General features: G+C 61.9%; 11 protein-coding genes. 6 read left to right on the forward strand and 5 right to left on the reverse strand.

Annotation, left to right across the window (positions count from 1 at the left end; all coding sequences use genetic code 11):
- Positions 1 to 11 precede the first annotated feature (11 nt).
- Both PspS04_RS13460 and PspS04_RS13465 read left to right on the forward strand, forming a co-directional pair.
- Positions 12 to 1,403, forward strand: a complete 1,392-nt coding sequence (locus PspS04_RS13460; RefSeq protein WP_159995819.1) for a hypothetical protein — start codon at positions 12 to 14, stop codon at positions 1,401 to 1,403.
- A gap of 439 nt (positions 1,404 to 1,842) precedes the next feature.
- Positions 1,843 to 6,714, forward strand: a complete 4,872-nt coding sequence (locus tag PspS04_RS13465; RefSeq protein ID WP_159995821.1) for an NAD-glutamate dehydrogenase — start codon at positions 1,843 to 1,845, stop codon at positions 6,712 to 6,714.
- A gap of 118 nt (positions 6,715 to 6,832) precedes the next feature.
- Here PspS04_RS13465 and PspS04_RS13470 read toward each other — a convergent pair whose 3' ends face one another.
- Positions 6,833 to 7,114, reverse strand: coding sequence for an antibiotic biosynthesis monooxygenase family protein (locus PspS04_RS13470; protein WP_159995823.1), 282 nt, complete (start codon positions 7,112 to 7,114; stop codon positions 6,833 to 6,835).
- A 181-nt stretch (positions 7,115 to 7,295) separates the two neighbouring features.
- Here PspS04_RS13470 and PspS04_RS13475 point away from each other — a divergent pair, with 181 nt between their 5' ends.
- Positions 7,296 to 7,817, forward strand: a complete 522-nt coding sequence (locus tag PspS04_RS13475; RefSeq protein WP_159995825.1) for a GNAT family N-acetyltransferase — start codon at positions 7,296 to 7,298, stop codon at positions 7,815 to 7,817.
- A 1-nt stretch (position 7,818) separates the two neighbouring features.
- Here PspS04_RS13475 and PspS04_RS13480 read toward each other — a convergent pair whose 3' ends face one another.
- Positions 7,819 to 8,511: an aspartate/glutamate racemase family protein gene (locus tag PspS04_RS13480; RefSeq protein ID WP_159995827.1), complete on the reverse strand. Its 693-nt coding sequence runs from the start codon at positions 8,509 to 8,511 to the stop codon at positions 7,819 to 7,821.
- 153 nt (positions 8,512 to 8,664) lie between these two features.
- Here PspS04_RS13480 and PspS04_RS13485 point away from each other — a divergent pair, with 153 nt between their 5' ends.
- Positions 8,665 to 9,159, forward strand: a complete 495-nt coding sequence (locus PspS04_RS13485; protein WP_159995829.1) for a hypothetical protein — start codon at positions 8,665 to 8,667, stop codon at positions 9,157 to 9,159.
- Between the two features lie 112 nt (positions 9,160 to 9,271).
- Here PspS04_RS13485 and PspS04_RS13490 read toward each other — a convergent pair whose 3' ends face one another.
- Complete coding sequence (locus tag PspS04_RS13490) at positions 9,272 to 9,493, reverse strand: cbb3-type cytochrome c oxidase subunit 3 (RefSeq protein ID WP_159995831.1); 222 nt, start codon at positions 9,491 to 9,493, stop codon at positions 9,272 to 9,274.
- A 9-nt stretch (positions 9,494 to 9,502) separates the two neighbouring features.
- Complete coding sequence (gene ccoN / locus PspS04_RS13495) at positions 9,503 to 10,930, reverse strand: cytochrome-c oxidase, cbb3-type subunit I (protein ID WP_095168790.1); 1,428 nt, start codon at positions 10,928 to 10,930, stop codon at positions 9,503 to 9,505.
- Between the two features lie 274 nt (positions 10,931 to 11,204).
- Between ccoN and PspS04_RS13500 the strand changes: the two genes are divergently transcribed.
- Positions 11,205 to 12,875, forward strand: a complete 1,671-nt coding sequence (locus tag PspS04_RS13500; protein WP_159995833.1) for a nitrite/sulfite reductase — start codon at positions 11,205 to 11,207, stop codon at positions 12,873 to 12,875.
- Positions 12,872 to 13,381 carry a DUF934 domain-containing protein gene (locus PspS04_RS13505; protein ID WP_159995835.1) on the forward strand — a complete coding sequence of 170 codons (510 nt, stop codon included), beginning with the start codon at positions 12,872 to 12,874 and terminating at the stop codon, positions 13,379 to 13,381. Before PspS04_RS13500 ends, PspS04_RS13505 begins: the two co-directional genes overlap by 4 nt.
- 293 nt (positions 13,382 to 13,674) lie before the next feature.
- On the opposite strand, the gene PspS04_RS13510 is transcribed toward PspS04_RS13505, so the two are convergent.
- On the reverse strand, positions 13,675 to 16,023 hold the full coding sequence (locus PspS04_RS13510) for a tetratricopeptide repeat protein (RefSeq protein WP_159995837.1): 2,349 nt from the start codon (positions 16,021 to 16,023) through the stop codon (positions 13,675 to 13,677).
- Positions 16,024 to 16,040: the final 17 nt, after the last annotated feature.

Genomic DNA, 16,040 nt, shown 5'->3' on the forward strand with positions numbered 1-16,040 from the left:
GAAAGCTTTGAATGAAACCGTATTTCGAGTTGTTGGGCGAGGTAAAGCATCTGTCCGAAGAGGAAATAGAGCAGCTTTACCAACGATATCTGGCCGGAGAGAAAACCAGCGAGCTGATTGCCGAGTACAGAATCCCGGTGGCGGTCAGAAGTTTACTGACGGTATTGCCGCCGCTGCTCGATAAACAACTGAAGTGCCCCTACTGCGACCTGCCAATGTGGGCGAAGAGATACGCCAAGGGCACCCCGGCGTCTCTCAGGCCAGCGTTCAAGTGTGTCAGTTGTGAACACCGTCTAGTCCCGGCTGGCCAGTACCGGCGTCATAGCCATTGCACCTGTACTGCTTGCTACGAAGTCCGGCAGCAGGAGATCGCCACCGAGGCTGCGCGCAACCGCGAGGAATTGCTCATCCGTTATACGCCGGGCGTTGCACCGCTGGCCTATGCCAGCCTGGGCTTCATGCAGAAACTCACCCTGCTGGCGTTGCTCGAAGGACTCAAGCCAGGCAACGACAGCATCGCTCCGCTGGAAGGGGCGAACCGCAACGAGAGCCTGGCCCCTAGTGCAGCGACCGCTGAAGAGTTGTTGAAAAACCTTTATCAGACAGGTGTGCTGCGAGTAGACGCCGACTCGGACATCCAGGCATTCGATCCTATGGCCGGCTACCAGATCCGGCGGTTCTGTGCAGTGCGCTGGTTGCCCAATGTCGCCCTTGAAACCGGTGTGCGTTGCCCGTGTGACGAACTGTATGGAGCGCTGTACCAGGAGTTGTCCGGTTTTATTCCAATCGCATGGAAGAGTGAGTTGTATAGCCTGATGTTCAGTCTGGCCCGAGAAGAGTCGTTAAGTTATATCCGGGTGTTGGCCGAGGAAGTTGACCTGGTGTTTTCCGCCGCCAGTCGTGGTGAAGCGGTAATAGGTCAGCTCTTGCAGGACTTCTCCGTGAGCGAGATTTACTACTTCGCCAAACTGGCAGTCAAAAATGCCGCGCACTTTTTTGCCACGGGCAACTCCAAAGGCCGCACCCACGCCGCCAATACCATTCCCGGCTATATGCTGGGCACCGCCCAACATGCCCTGGCCGAAGGCTGGCGGCGACCCTCCTATCGTGATTCGCGCGTAGCCAAATCGGCACTGCATCGCTTGTTTTACGACGTGGTCCTCAAGGACAGCGGCGCCGGTTTTGCCACGTCCCCCGGTGTGTACTGGCGCGAACAATTGCTCCCGCGATTTTTTGCCAGCCAAACCGGCTACGAAGCAGGGCAACCATCCGCACAACTGTTCTGCCGCGAGTGTGACTCCTGCAACATCGATGTCTGGATGGACAAGGTGATTCTGCAGACCACCTGCTATGACTGCGCGACGGTCAGCCGGTTTCAGGCGGTTTATGAGGTGCAAGATTGATCGCCGCCCTGACTCAAATGTCAGGAAACCTGCCGTGAACAAATCTCAAGATCCAGTCATTTCCAATACGCAAACCCCGTAATTCCTGGGATAAAACCGCCATTTTCCGCCACGCCTGCTAGTGTTGTTCGAGGCCCCGCCGCGGGGCTGCGTACCGATGACCGAATATGTCGCAGCATCGCAAGCACGGGCCTTGCCGCACTCGTTAAGCTGCGCAACGGATGGACACCTGTAAAGACATTGCCGGGTTGCCCGGCAGTCGTTTTTGCAGATGCCCATCCTTGGAAGGTGAATGTGACCTGAGTGTCTCGTCCAGCTTCACCCACCTGTCGCCCTGTTTCCTCTGCCCGAGAATCAGGAACCGGGTGACAGGTTGCCCCGAACAGGGGTTTTGCACGCGACGCTTCCATCAATAACAAGCCCAAGCGGAGTACCACAGATGGCGTTCTTCACCGCAGCCAGCAAAGCCGACTTCCAGCACCAACTGCAAGCGGCACTGGCGCAGCACATCAGTGAACAGGCACTGCCACAAGTGGCGCTGTTCGCTGAACAATTCTTCGGCATTATTTCTCTTGATGAACTGACCCAGCGCCGGTTGTCCGACCTCGCCGGCTGCACACTTTCCGCCTGGCGCCTGCTTGAGCGCTTTGATCACGCGCAGCCGCAAGTGCGCGTCTACAACCCAGATTACGAACGCCATGGCTGGCAGTCGACCCACACCGCGGTCGAAGTGCTGCACCACGACCTGCCATTCCTGGTGGACTCGGTGCGTACCGAGCTGAACCGTCGCGGCTACAGCATCCATACCCTGCAGACCACCGTGCTGAGCGTGCGTCGCGGGGCCAAGGGCGAGTTGCTGGAAATCCTGCCCAAAGGCACCCAGGGCGAAGGCATCCAGCAAGAATCGCTGATGTACCTGGAAATCGACCGTTGCGCCAACGCCGCCGAGCTCAATGTCCTGAGCAAGGAATTGGAGCAGGTGCTCGGCGAGGTCCGCGTGGCGGTCGCCGATTTCGAGCCGATGAAAGCCAAGGTCCAGGAGCTGATCGACGGCGTCGACACCAGCCAGTTCACCATCGCCGCTGACGAGAAGGGCGAGATCAAGAGCTTCCTCGAATGGCTGGTGGGCAACCACTTCACCTTCCTCGGCTACGAAGAGTTCGTGGTTCGCGAAGACCAGGACGGCGGTCACATCGAATATGACCAGGACTCCTTCCTCGGTCTGACCAAGCTGCTGCGCGCCGGCCTCACCGCCGAAGACCTGCGCATCGAAGACTACGCCGTGAACTACCTCCGCGAAGCGACCCCGCTGTCGTTCGCCAAGGCCGCCCACCCAAGCCGGGTGCACCGTCCTGCGTACCCTGACTACGTGTCGATCCGCCAGATCGATGCCGATGGCAACGTCATCAAGGAATGCCGCTTCATGGGCCTGTACACCTCCTCGGTGTATGGCGAAAGCGTACGGGTGATCCCTTACATCCGCCGCAAGGTCGAGATCATCGAGCAGCGCTCTGGCTTCCAGGCCAAGGCCCACCTGGGCAAGGAACTGGCCCAGGTGCTGGAAGTACTGCCTCGCGACGACCTGTTCCAGACCCCGGTGGACGAGCTGTTCAGCACCGTGATGTCGATCGTGCAGATCCAGGAACGCAACAAGATCCGCGTATTCCTGCGCAAAGACCCTTACGGTCGTTTCTGCTACTGCCTGGCCTACGTGCCGCGCGACATCTACTCCACTGAAGTGCGGCAGAAGATCCAGCAAGTGCTGATGGATCGCCTGAAAGCCAGCGATTGCGAGTTCTGGACCTTCTTCTCCGAGTCCGTGCTGGCCCGTGTGCAACTGATTCTGCGGGTTGACCCGAAGAACCGCCTGGACATCGACCCGCTGCTGCTGGAAAAAGAAGTGGTGCAGGCCTGCCGCAGCTGGCAGGACGACTACGCCAGCCTGGTCGTCGAAAGCTTCGGCGAAGCTCACGGCACCAACGTGCTGGCCGACTTCCCGAAAGGCTTCCCGGCCGGCTACCGTGAGCGTTTTGCCGCGCACTCGGCCGTGGTCGACATGCAGCACCTGCTCAGCCTGAACGAAAAAAATCCGCTGGTGATGAGCTTCTACCAGCCGCTGGGCCAGGTCTCCGGCCAGCGCGAGCTGCACTGCAAGCTGTATCACGCCGACACCCCGCTGGCCCTGTCCGACGTCCTGCCGATCCTGGAAAACCTCGGCCTGCGCGTGCTGGGTGAGTTCCCGTACCGCCTGCGCCACAACGGTGGTCGCGAGTTCTGGATCCACGACTTCGCCTTCACCGCTGCCGAAGGCCTGGAACTGGACATCCAGCAGCTCAACGACACGTTGCAGGACGCGTTCGTGCACATCGTGCGTGGCGATGCCGAGAACGATGCCTTCAACCGCCTGGTGCTGACGGCCGGCCTGCCGTGGCGCGACGTGGCGCTGCTGCGTGCCTATGCGCGTTACATGAAGCAGATCCGCCTGGGCTTCGACCTGGGTTACATCGCCAGCACCCTGAACAACCACACCGACATCGCTCGTGAGCTGACCCGGTTGTTCAAGACCCGTTTCTACCTGGCGCGCAAGCTCTCGGGCGACGATCTGGAAGACAAGCAGCAACGCCTGGAACACGCGATCCTCAGCGCCCTGGACGACGTCCAGGTGCTCAACGAAGACCGTATCCTGCGGCGCTACCTGGACCTGATCAAGGCCACCCTGCGTACCAACTTCTACCAGACTGACGCCAACGGCCATAACAAGTCGTACTTCAGCTTCAAGTTCAACCCGCACCAGATTCCAGAGCTGCCAAAGCCGGTACCGAAGTTCGAAATCTTCGTGTACTCGCCGCGCGTCGAAGGCGTGCACCTGCGCTTCGGTACTGTGGCGCGTGGCGGCCTGCGCTGGTCGGACCGTGAAGAAGACTTCCGCACCGAAGTCCTGGGCCTGGTAAAAGCCCAGCAAGTGAAGAACTCGGTCATCGTGCCCGTCGGCGCCAAGGGCGGCTTCCTGCCGCGTCGCCTGCCACTGGGTGGCAGCCGTGACGAAATTGCGGCCGAGGGCATCGCCTGCTACCGCATCTTCATTTCGGGCCTGTTGGACATCACCGACAACCTGAAGGACGGCGCCCTGGTGCCGCCGGCCAACGTCGTGCGTCATGACGACGATGACCCGTACCTGGTGGTGGCTGCGGACAAGGGCACTGCGACCTTCTCCGACATCGCCAACGGTATCGCCATCGACTACGGCTTCTGGCTGGGTGATGCGTTCGCTTCCGGCGGCTCCGCCGGTTACGACCACAAGAAAATGGGGATTACCGCCAAGGGCGCGTGGGTTGGCGTGCAGCGTCACTTCCGCGAGCGCGGCATCAATGTACAGAAAGACAGCATCACCGTGGTCGGTGTCGGCGACATGGCCGGCGACGTGTTCGGTAACGGCCTGTTGATGTCCGAGACCCTGCAACTGGTGGCGGCGTTCAACCACCTGCACATCTTCATCGACCCGAACCCTACGCCTGCCAACAGCTTCGCTGAACGTCAGCGTCTGTTCGACCTGCCGCGTTCGGCCTGGTCGGACTACGACACCAGCATCATGTCCGAAGGCGGCGGGATCTTCTCCCGTAGCGCAAAAAGCATCGCGATTTCCCCGCAGATGAAAGAGCGCTTCGACATTCAAGCCGACAAGCTGACCCCGACCGAACTGCTCAATGCCTTGCTCAAGGCACCGGTGGATCTGTTGTGGAACGGCGGCATCGGGACTTACGTCAAGGCCAGCAGCGAAAGCCACGCCGATGTCGGCGACAAGGCCAACGATGCACTGCGGGTCAACGGTAACGAACTGCGCTGCAAGGTCGTGGGCGAGGGCGGTAACCTGGGCATGACCCAACTGGGTCGTGTCGAGTTCGGCCTCAATGGCGGCGGCTCCAACACCGACTTCATCGACAACGCCGGTGGCGTGGACTGCTCCGACCACGAAGTGAACATCAAGATCCTGCTCAACGAAGTGGTGCAGGCCGGCGACATGACCGACAAGCAACGCAACCAGTTGCTGGCGAGCATGACCGACGAAGTCGGTGGCCTGGTGTTGGGCAACAACTACAAGCAGACCCAGGCCCTGTCCCTGGCAGCCCGTCGCGCCTTGCCGCGGATTGCCGAATACAAGCGCCTGATGAACGATCTGGAAGGCCGTGGCAAGCTGGATCGCGCCATCGAGTTCCTGCCGTCGGAAGACGCCATCAACGAGCGCGTTGCGGCAGGCCATGGCCTGACCCGTGCCGAGCTGTCGGTGCTGATCTCCTACAGCAAGATCGACCTCAAGGAGCAGCTGTTGGGCTCCCTGGTGCCGGATGACGACTACCTGACCCGCGACATGGAAACCGCTTTCCCGCCGACCCTGGTGAGCAAGTTCTCCGAAGCCATGCGTCGTCACCGTCTGAAGCGCGAAATTGTCAGCACCCAGATCGCCAACGACCTGGTCAACCACATGGGCATCACCTTCGTGCAGCGACTCAAAGAGTCGACCGGCATGAGCCCGGCGAACGTGGCCGGCGCCTATGTGATCGTGCGCGACATTTTCCACCTCCCGCACTGGTTCCGCCAGATTGAAGCGCTGGACTACCAAGTCAGCGCCGACGTGCAACTGGAACTGATGGATGAACTGATGCGCCTGGGCCGTCGTGCCACACGCTGGTTCCTGCGTACCCGTCGCAACGAGCAGAACGCGGCGCGTGACGTCGCGCATTTCGGTCCGCACCTGGCAGCCCTGGGCCTCAAGCTCGACGAACTGCTGGAAGGCCCGACCCGCGAAGGCTGGCAGACCCGCTACACCGCGTACGTCGATGCTGGCGTGCCGGAGTTGCTGGCGCGCATGGTTGCAGGCACTACCCACCTGTACACCCTGCTGCCGATCATCGAGGCCTCGGATGTCACCGGGCAGAACGCAGCGGACGTGGCCAAGGCCTACTTCGCCGTGGGCAGTGCACTGGACATCACCTGGTACCTGCAACAGATCAGCGCCCTGCCGGTGGAAAACAACTGGCAGGCACTGGCCCGTGAAGCTTTCCGTGATGATGTCGACTGGCAACAGCGGGCGATCACCATCTCCGTCCTGCAGCAGGGCGACGGTAGCCTGGACGTGGAAACACGCCTGGCCCTGTGGATGGAGCAACACGAAGGGATGATCGACCGCTGGCGTGCCATGCTGGTGGAAATCCGTGCCGCCAGCGGCACCGACTACGCCATGTACGCGGTAGCCAACCGTGAACTGCTGGACCTGGCGTTGAGCGGTCAAGCGGCAGTGCCTGCCACTGCCTGATTGAGCGCCAAATAAGAAAGCCCCGTCTCGCAAGAGCCGGGGCTTTTTTTTATGCCTTGTCTTTGTAGCAGCTACCGAGCCCGCGAGGCGGCGTTCGGCTGCGCAGCAGCCGCAAAACTCAAACCAGAGCAAACCCACTAAAGTCCAGGGAATTGGCCAGGCGGCTATCCAACTGCCCGATGATTCCCTGCACCTGAGGCCCGTCGAAGTGCGCCTGCATGGCCGCCTCGGATTGCCAGTGGGCACTCTGGCTCCAGCGACTGTCGTCATCGGGGCAGCGGTCTGCCAGGTAGCGGTCGTTGCCGGGGGCCAGGCGCAGGGTGTCGACGATCTGCTGCAACTGTCGACCCCGTTCATCGCTGCAGCACGGCGCAAACTTTTCGAGCATTGGCTTGGACATGTCACAGACCCTCGTTCCAATCCCATGGACACCCATGCAGGATAGGCCGCTCGCCGGCACCGGCCAACGACCAATTGGCTGTAAAAACCCAGGCCTCTTAGACCCCAGGTGAAATGCCGGTCGTCAGCAAGGCGCTGGCCGGTTTAGACTCGACGGCCTGCCACTTTCAAGGAAGATAACCGTGTCCAGTAGCGATCCCAGCGTCACCATCGAGCGTTTTTGCGAAGCCCACATTCAAGGTATCACCGCGCTGTACAACGACCCGGCGGTTGCCCGTCAGGTCCTGCAGATGCCGTTTCAATCGACCGAGGTCTGGCGCAAGCGCCTGGCTCCCGACAACGAGCGGGTGGTGCAACTGGTGGCCCTGCATCAGGGACAGGTGATCGGCAATATCGGCCTGGAGCAGTTTTCCCGAATCCGCCGCAGCCACTGCGCCAACATTGGCATGGGCGTCGCGCAAGCCTGGCAAGGCCAGGGCCTGGGCAGCCGCTTGCTGGCGACGGTGCTGGACCTGGCGGATAACTGGATGAATGTGCAGCGCGTGGAATTGACGGTGTATGCCGATAACCAGGCGGCGATCGGCTTGTACCGCAAGTTCGGCTTTGAGACCGAAGGGCTGCTGCGCCAGTATGCGGTGCGCGATGGCGTGCTGGTGGACGCCCTGGCCATGGCGCGCTTGCGCCATGGCCCCGAGTCGGCGTGAGTCAGTCGCCGAGGGCGAAGGCCACCGCTGCACGGGCGTGCAACTCGGTGGTGTCGAGCAAGGGCAGGGCGCTGTGCTCGGGTTTGATCAGCAGGCTGATTTCCGTGCAACCGAGGATGATCGCCTGGGCGCCGCGCTCGGCCAGGGTCTGGATCACCCGCTGGTAGGTGGCGCGGGACTCCTCGCTAATGACCCCCACGCACAGTTCGTCGTAGATGATCCGGTGCACCGCCTGGCGGTCCGCCGCGTCCGGCACCAGCACCTGCAGCCCGCGGGCCGTGAGCCGCTCCTTGAGAAAGTCCTGTTCCATGGTGAAGGCGGTACCCAGCAGGCCGACGCTCAGGTGACCGGCAGCCTCTGCCGCTTGCCCGGCCGGGTCGGCAATGTGCAGGAAGGGCACGCTGATTGCGTCCTGGATCTGCCCGGCCACCTTGTGCATGGTGTTGGTACAGAGCACCACACACTCGGCACCGCCGGCTTGCAAGCGGCGGGCGGCGTCCACCAGTATCTGCGCCGCGTCGTCCCAGCGTCCAGCATGCTGGGCCTGTTCGACCGGCCCGAAGTCGACGCTGTACATCAGCAGGCGGGCGGAGCGCAGTGGGCCGAGGCGGTCACGCACCTGCTGGTTGATCAGACGATAATATTCGGCGCTGGACTCCCAGCTCATGCCGCCGATCAGGCCTATGGTACGCATGCGGTGCTCCCCTGGATGGTTGATGTGCTGGCGCCTACAGTGCCCGCGATTGGCTGGCGCTGCAATCGCTCGTCCGGCGGTTAGTCGTACGCCCGCCGCGCACATCTGCCATGCTCAATGTCCGTAACACCGGTTTATCCAAGGAACAGCGCAATGGACGACGTACAGCAACTGGGTGAGATGCTTCGCCACTACGCAGAAAGCGAAGCGCACAAGAAGCAGCTGTTTGAAAACCAGTCGGCCGTGTGGACCACGCGCATTGCTGAGTTGTTCGACCAGATCGAGCAGTGGCTGGCGCCGGTCAAGGCACCGGACCTGTTGGAGGTCAGTCGTGAGGCCTATGTGGCGTTTGGCGCGAGCGTGCCGGTGGAAAGCTCGACCTTCAACACCGAGAAGCTGAGCATCCTGATTGCCGGCAAGCCAGTGGAGTTCGTGCCCGAGGTGATGGGCGCGGCAGGCCTGATCTCCCTGGCGGTGATGGGCTTGACCGCGGCCCGCTACGGCAGCGTGTCACTGGTGTGCCAGCCGCCCTCGAGCGGCTGGCAGTGGCGCAAGACCAATGGCCTGAAAGACCCCGACACCTTCACCTTTGACGCAAACTTCCTGGCCCAGCAGTTGCAGAGCCTGATCCCCCGCGAACGCGGCTAACGACCTGTTCCTGTGGGAGCGGGCTTGCCCGCGAAGGCGTCGGTACAGCCACTATCATCATCGACTGACACACTGCTTTCGCGGGCAAGCCCGCTCCCACATGGCCCAGGGCTTAGAGGTCGATGTTGCCCCAGCCCGGTTTCGCTATCTCAGGCGCCACGGCGTTGACTTTCTTGCCGGTGGCCAGTTCGACCCGCCGTGCCACTTCAGGGTCGTCGGCAAAGGGGATCAAGCTGGCTTCGTCCAGGCTCCTGGCGGTCTGGTGGCGCAGGCAGTATTCGATGGCGAACCACAGGAACGCCACGCCCAGGCTGTTGAGCAGTAGTTCGGTCATGGTGACCTCCTAGGCAATCTGCGCTTCGCGTTCGGCCATCCGCACGTCGGCCACCCGCACGGTACGCCAGGTGTTGTAGGCCATCAGCAACATGCCGCTCAAGAAGAACACCCCGCCGACAAACCGCACGATGAAGCCCGGATGGCTGGCCTGCAGCGCCTCGACGAAGGAGTAGGTGAGGGTGCCGTCGTCGTTGATCGCGCGCCACATCAGGCCCTGGGTGATGCCGTTGACCCACATCGAGGCGATGTACAGCACGGTGCCGATGGTCGCCAGCCAGAAGTGCGCGTTGATCAGGCCAATGCTGTGCATCTGCTCACGGCCGAAGATTTTCGGGATCATGTGATAGGTGGCGCCGAAGGTGATCATCGCTACCCAGCCCAGAGCGCCGGCATGCACGTGGCCGATGGTCCAGTCGGTGTAGTGGGACAGGGCATTGACCGTCTTGATCGCCATCATCGGGCCTTCGAAGGTCGACATCCCGTAGAACGCCAGCGACAACACCAGAAAGCGCAGGATCGGGTCGGTGCGTAGCTTATGCCAGGCGCCGGAGAGGGTCATCATGCCGTTGATCATGCCGCCCCAGCTCGGTGCCAGCAGGATCAGCGACATGGCCATGCCCAGCGATTGCGCCCAGTCGGGCAGCGCGGTGTAGTGCAGGTGGTGCGGGCCGGCCCAGATGTACAGGGTGATCAAGGCCCAGAAGTGCACGATCGACAGCCGATAGGAATACACCGGGCGACCGACCTGTTTCGGCACGAAGTAATACATCATGCCCAGGAAGCCGGTGGTCAGGAAGAAGCCCACCGCGTTGTGCCCGTACCACCACTGGACCATGGCATCGGTCGCACCGGAATACACCGGGTAGGACTTGAACCAGTCCACCGGGATCGACAGGTGATTGACTACGTGCAGCATGGCGATCACCACGATAAAGGCGCCGAAGAACCAGTTGCCGACGTAGATGTGCTTGGTCTTGCGCTGCACCACGGTGGTGAAGAACACGATGGCGTAGGCCACCCACACCACGGTCATCCATACCGCGCCGGTAAACTCGATCTCGGCGTATTCCTTGGTGGTGGTATAGCCCAGCGGCAGGGTCACCAGCATGCTGACGATCACCGATTGCCAGCCCCAGAAGGTGAAGGCTGCGAGCTTGTCGCTGTACAGTCGCACCTGGCAGGTGCGCTGCACCGCGTAGTAGCTGGCGGCGAATTGCGCGCTGCCGGCAAAGCCGAAAATCACCAGGCTGGTGTGCAGCGGACGCAAGCGCCCGAAGGTGGTCCAGGGCAAATCGAGGTTCGCCTCCGGCCACACCAGTTGCGAGGCGATCCATACGCCCATCGCCATCCCGATAACGCCCCATACGACGGTTGCCACGACGAATTGGCGGACGACCTTGTAGTTATAGGCCTGTCCGATTGTAGCTGTGCTCATGGTCATTGCTTCCACGGTTGCAAAGTCTTGCCAGGCCACCCGGTCTGGCATGGTGCGAACTGTAGGAAACCGTGAAGAAACAAAACAGGCTCAGAAAAACTGCATTAATGCGGAGCAGATTTTCCCCGTGTCTGCGGTGATCTGCCGCGAGCTGATATGGTTTTTTAGTTTTTAGCTGAATCTGTAACGCGCTGAGCTGTTGTCCCATAGTCCTCCTCACACAAGAACCCCGCCAAACCCCCGGGGCGAGGGTCAATCCTGATGAGGTAGCGACATGTATCAATACGATGACTACGACCGGGCCTTGGTGTTAGAGCGGGTCGCGCAGTTTCGCGATCAGGTGCAGCGGTTCATGGCCGGTGCCTTGAGCGAGGAAGAGTTCCTGCCATTGCGCCTGCAAAACGGCCTGTACCTGCAAAAGCATGCCTACATGCTGCGCGTCGCCATTCCCTACGGCACCTTGAGTGCCCGGCAGATGCGTACGCTGGCCAGCATTGCCCGGGATTACGACCGCGGCTACGGGCACTTCACCACCCGGCAGAACCTGCAGTTCAACTGGATCGAACTGGCCCAGGTGCCGGACATCCTCCAGCGCCTGGCCGAGGTCGAGATGCACGCGATCCAGACCTCCGGTAACTGTGTGCGCAACATCACCACCGAAGCCTTTGCCGGCGTGGCGGCCGACGAGTTGATCGACCCTCGACCGCTGGCCGAAATCCTGCGGCAGTGGTCGACCATCAACCCGGAATTCCTGTTCCTGCCACGCAAGTTCAAGATCGCCATCTGCTCCGCCGAGGAGGATCGCGCAGCGATCATGATGCACGACATCGGCCTCTATCTTTACCCTGACGAGTCGGGGCAGATGCTGCTGCGGGTGATCGTCGGCGGCGGCCTGGGGCGTACGCCGATCCTCGGCCTGCCGATTCGCGAGGGCTTGCCTTGGCAGCACCTGTTGTCCTATGTCGAAGCGGTGTTGCGGGTCTACAACCGTCACGGCCGGCGCGACAACAAGTACAAGGCGCGGATCAAGATCCTGGTCAAGGCCCTGGGAATCGAGGCCTTTGCCCGGGAAGTGGAAGAGGAGTGGCAGTACCTCAGGGACGGTCCGGCACAACTCACCGAGGCAGAGTACCAGCGTGTCGCCAGCGCGTTCGTCGCACCGAACTACGTTCGACTGGCCGACACCGATCTGGATTTCGGCACGCGCCTGGCCGAAAATCCGGCCTTCGCCCGCTGGGTCTCGCGCAACGTGCAGCCGCATAAAATCGCCGGCTACGCCAGCGTGGTGCTGTCGACCAAACCGGGGATCAGCGCGCCGCCGGGTGATGTCAGCGACCAGCAGATGGACGCTGTCGCCGAGTGGTCCGAGCGGTTTGGCTTCGCCGAGATCCGCATTGCCCACGAACAGAACATCGTCCTGCCGGATGTGCCCAAGCGTGATCTCTACGCCTTGTGGTGCCTGGCCAGCGAGGCCGGGCTGGGCACTGCCAATGTCGGGCTGCTGAGCGACATCATCGCCTGCCCGGGCGGCGACTTCTGTGCGCTGGCCAATGCCAAGTCGATCCCCATCGCCCAAGGGATTCAAGTGCGCTTCGAGGATCTGGATTACCTGCATGACCTGGGGAATATCAGCCTGAACATTTCCGGGTGCATGAATGCCTGCGGCCATCACCATATCGGCAACATTGGCATCCTGGGGGTCGATAAGAGCGGCAGCGAGTGGTACCAGGTCACCCTCGGTGGCTCCCAGGGCAAGCACAGTGCACTGGGCAAAGTCATGGGGCCTTCGTTCAGCGCTGCCGAGGTGCCCGGGGTGATCGAGCAGATCGTTGCCACCTTCGTCCGTTATCGCGAACCAGAGGAGCAGTTTGTCGACACTGTGCAGCGCATCGGCCTGGAGCCGTTCAAGGAACAGGTGTATGCACAGCAGGAGGGGGCGGCATGAACAACCTGCTGCGGCTGCGGGACGGGTTGGCAACGCACGAGCCAGGCGATCGCTGGACCTTGATCAAGGACCCGAGCGGTGATTTGCCCTGTGGCCCACTGATATTGCCCCTGGCGCTGTGGCTCAAACGCCGCATCGAGCATCACCCGGTGTTCGACGCGGTGTGGCTGGGCCCGGACGACGAAGTCGAAAGCCTCGCGCCCTGGCTCAATCGGTTGCCGATGATTGCCCTGGAGTTCCCCAACTTTCGCGACGGGCGCGCCTACAGCCAGGCCTACCTGCTGCGCACACGCCTGGGCTGGGCCGGGGAGCTGCGGGCGATTGGCGATGTGCTGCGTGACCAGTTAAGCCACATGCGCCAGTGCGGATTTGATGCGTTTGCCGTGCGCGAAGACAAATGCGCCGAGGACGCCCTCAAGGGACTGGCGGGCATGAGCGTGACGTATGGCCGCTCGGCAATCGAGCCGCGGCCCTTGTTTCGCCGACGCCTGGCGGGTGAGGCCTGAGCTCACCTCAATGATCCAGGGTTGACACCTGTAGGAGCGAGCTTGCTCGCGATGGCGGTATGTCAGGCGCCATGGATATTGAATGTACCGGCCTCATCGCGGGCAAGCCCGCTCCCACAGGTTTGATGTGGTGTATACAGAATCTGTGAACAGCCAAAATCACTGTGGGAGCGGGCGCCCGCTTGCGGCTTGCCCGCGATAGCGATGGGTCAGGCACTATAGATGTCGAATGAACCGGCCCCATCACTAGCAGGCTCCCACAGCGTGCTATGGATACACGCAGATTCTGCAGGTCATTTCAGCGCCGGGTCTCCCGGATTGAGCTTCTTCCAGCCTTGCAGCAAGACCTGGGCCTTGGGCTCCTGGCCGTTGTCCAGGTAGTACTGGATCAGTGACAACCGGGCGTTGCGGTTGGCCGGTTGTTGTTTGATCAGTTGCTCCAGTTGCGCGCAGGCTTCGTCGATCTTGCCACCGTCGTACAAGGCCACGGCCAGCACATAGCCGTACTGTGCGTTCAGCGGCTCCAGGCGGGCGGCGTTGCGCAAGGCTGACATGGCTTGCGCGGTGTTGCCGGCTCGGATCAGGGCCAGGCCCTGGGTGTGCTGGAGCAGCGCCGAGTCCGGATGCGCCTTCAGGCCTTGGGCCAACAGTGCCTGGGCTTCCTGCGCCCGACCACGCGATTCCAGCCATTGCACCAGGGTCACCAGCGCCGGGAAGAAATCGCCGTCGCGCTGGATCGCCGCACGTAACATCGGCTCGACTTCGGCAGTCCGTCCACTGGCCTGATAGAGCATGGCCAGATTGAGGTTGGCTTCGGCGCGTTCGAGCAGGCTCAATTGGACCTTTTCGTACTCGTCGATGGCGGCCTTCCAGCGCGGCTGGGCGGCCCCCAATTGGTTGCCGGCCGCCAGCAGGTCACGGGCGGCGGCGATACGCACGGCCTTGACCGGGTCACTGAGCAGTGGCGTATACAGCGGCACGCGCTCAGGGGCCGGAAGGAAACCGCTGACCGCGCGTATCGCGCTTTCACGCACCTGTGGATCGCTGTTGCCCAGGTCTTTGGTCGCCAGCTTCAGCGCCTGTTCGCTTGGGTACAGCACCAGTTCGGCCAACAGGGTGGCGCGCTGGATGGCGGGCAGGTTGCTGCGCTGCAATTGCTCGTACAGCGCTTGGGCGGCGCCCGGCTGGCCGTTGCGGATCAGCCACAGGCTTTCGTCATAACGCGCAGCCTGGGCCGCCGGGTTGGCGTTCCACAGTTTGAATTGCTCTGTGACCTTGTCCCCGGCCTTGCCCTGATGGCAGGTCAGGCAGGCATCCGGGGTGCCGAGTTTTTTTGCGCGCTCGGGATTGGGGATGCTGAAGCTGTGGTCATGGCGAAAGTCGTTGCCCATGTAGAACTTGCCCGGCATGTGGCAATCCACGCACTGCGAGCCTGGCTGGCCTGCGGCATGGCGATGGTGTTCGGGGGAGTCATAGTTCTTGGCTTGCAGGCCCTTGCCGTCGACGCCTGGGAGCGTGGTCTTGCCGGCCGTGTTGTGGCATTGCAGGCAGACGCCATTGCCCGGCGCCTTGAGCTCGTTGCTGTGGGGGTTGTGGCAGTTGCTGCAGCGCACGCCCTTGTCGAACATCTTGCTCTGCAGGAACGAGCCGTGTTCGAACACTTCATCCTTGATCTTGCCATCCAGCGCGTACAGTTCGCGGGTCAGTACGCTGGGCAGGTAGTCGTCCATCAACCGTTTGCCGACGGTGAAGCCATCGCCCAGGGGCGCACGCCGGGAGTGACAGCGGGCGCAGGTCTCGATCTCGGTGGTGGCGTTTTTGTCCTTGAGGTCGACGGCAAAGCCTGCGTGGATCAGGTCGCCCTTTTTCGCCGCCCATTCAAGGTGATTGGAGGCCGGACCGTGGCACGCCTGGCAACCGACACCCAGGCTGTTCCACTGGCTGGCAAAGGAATTGCTCGCGGCGTCGAAATTGCGTTGGTACCCGGTGGTGTGGCACTCCACACACATAAAGTTGGCGTTCTGGCTGGGTTTACTCCAGTGCAGCGGATTCTTGAAGCTCACGCCTTGGCCCGGATACAGGTGAAACCAGCGGTTCTTCTCGGTATCCCAGGCCACGCCCAAGGCTTGCAGGCGGCCTTCACCGACTTCGATCAGGTACTGCTGCAGCGGCGCGATACCGAAGGTGTAGGCCACCTTGAAGTCGGCGTTCTTGCCGTCGGCGCCCGGGGTATTGACCCAGAAGCCAGCGTCCTTGCGAAAGAACCGGGTCGTCTCGTTCTCGCCCTTGAAGGTGCTGTCCTTGAAGTTGGCCAGCACGGTCTGCTCGTCGGCGACCTGCATCGCCAATTGGTGATGGGAGCCTTGCCAGTCCTTGACCTGCTCGGTGTGGCAAGCCTGGCATTGCTGCTCGTCGACCATGCGGGCCGGCGGCAGAGGGGTCGCGACCGGGGAGGGCGGGGTCGCGGCCACGCTCGGTGCTACATAGGGCGCTGGCGTCGGTTTGCTGGCGAACAGGAACCAGCCGAGGCCCGCCATGACCAGCAGCAACAGGCCGGCAGTGACGGGAAACAGGTAGCGGGAAATCAGGGTCGGTGGCGAATCAGGGTCAGGTGTAATCGAATTTTTCTTATGCTTGGGCATTACGACTTCCGTAGTCC

The sequence above is a fragment of the Pseudomonas sp. S04 genome (assembly GCF_009834545.1).
Taxonomy (GTDB): domain Bacteria; phylum Pseudomonadota; class Gammaproteobacteria; order Pseudomonadales; family Pseudomonadaceae; genus Aquipseudomonas.